The following is a 1553-nucleotide window of genomic DNA, read 5'->3' on the forward strand; positions in this document are numbered from 1 at the left end:
GAAGAGATATCGTAAGAATGGTTCACGGATGTCAATCAGGTCACCCAGGCGCTTCGCTTGGTTGTACAGATTTTTTCACAGCTTTATATTTTGAAGTATTGAACCACAAAACAGACTTCACAATGGAAGGTGCTGGCGAAGATTTGTTCTTCCTTTCGAACGGACACATTTCTCCGGTATGGTACAGTACACTAGCTCATGCTGGTTATTTCGATAAAAGTGAACTGGCAACTTTCCGTAAACTGGATTCTAGATTACAAGGCCACCCCACTACCCATGAGCATTTACCAGGTATCCGTATTGCTTCAGGATCTTTAGGTCAGGGCTTATCAGTTGCTATTGGAGCAGCTTTAGCCAAAAAATTAAACGGTGATAAATCTCTCATCTTCGCCTTATTGGGTGATGGAGAATTACAGGAAGGACAAAACTGGGAAGCAGCAATGTTCGCCCCTTTTAATAAAGTAGATCATTTAATTGCATCTGTTGATTATAACGGACAGCAAATTGATGGTCCTACAAGTAAAGTTCTTGCCTTAGATGATTTACAAGCTAAATTCGAAGCTTTTGGCTGGCATGTAATCAATACCGATGGTAACGATATGCAAGCAATCGTTGAAGGCTTACATTATGCTAAAACACTAACCGGAAAAGGTAAACCAATTCTAAATTTAATGAGTACTCAAATGGGTGCTGGTGTAGATTATATGATGGGCACACATAAATGGCACGGTACAGCACCTAATGATGAGCAGTTGGCAGCAGCGTTAGCGCAATTACCAGAAACTTTAGGGGACTATTAAACTAGATTTGAGACAATAGATATGAGATTTGAGACGAATTGTCGCCTGATCTCACGTCTAAAACCTCACATCTCATAGCTAAAAAACAATGAAAAAATATACATATACAGAAAAAAAAGATACACGTTCGGGTTTTGGAGCTGGTTTACATGAGGCTGGAAAGAAAAACGAAAATGTGGTTGCCTTATGTGCCGATTTAGTTGGATCACTTAAAATGGATGCTTTTATTAAAGATTTTCCTGAGCGTTTTACACAGGTTGGTATTGCAGAAGCAAACATGATCGGTATTGCAGCAGGCATGACTATTGGTGGTAAAATTCCTTTTACAGGTACTTTTGCCAACTTTTCTACAGGCCGCGTTTACGACCAGATCCGCCAATCAGTAGCTTACTCGAACAAAAACGTTAAAATCTGTGCATCTCACGCAGGTTTAACCTTAGGCGAAGATGGTGCAACACACCAAATTTTAGAAGATATAGGTTTAATGAAAATGTTGCCAGGAATGGTAGTTATCAATCCTTGCGATTACAACCAGACTAAAGCAGCAACTATGGCCATTGCAGAATACGAAGGCCCGGTTTATTTACGTTTTGGCCGTCCGGTAATCCCTGTGTTTACAGATCCAGATCAAAAATTTGAGATCGGTAAAGCATGGATGGTTAACGAAGGAACAGATGTTACCATTATTGCTACAGGCCATATGGTTTGGAAAGCAATCGAAGCTGGTGAAAAATTAGCTGAATTGGGTATCGA

Annotated in this window: 2 protein-coding genes; both read left to right on the forward strand. The window is 40.1% G+C overall.

All coding sequences use genetic code 11. The features are described 5' to 3' along the window. Positions 1 to 800, forward strand: an 800-nt coding sequence (locus AC1DPQ_RS27290) for a transketolase (RefSeq protein WP_477611496.1), incomplete at its 5' end; no start/stop codon positions are given. A gap of 88 nt (positions 801 to 888) precedes the next feature. Further along, a partial coding sequence (locus AC1DPQ_RS27295) for a transketolase family protein (RefSeq protein ID WP_477611497.1) occupies positions 889 to 1553 on the forward strand: 665 nt, incomplete at its 3' end.

This window comes from Pedobacter sp. 01T416_2 (genome assembly GCF_056398925.1).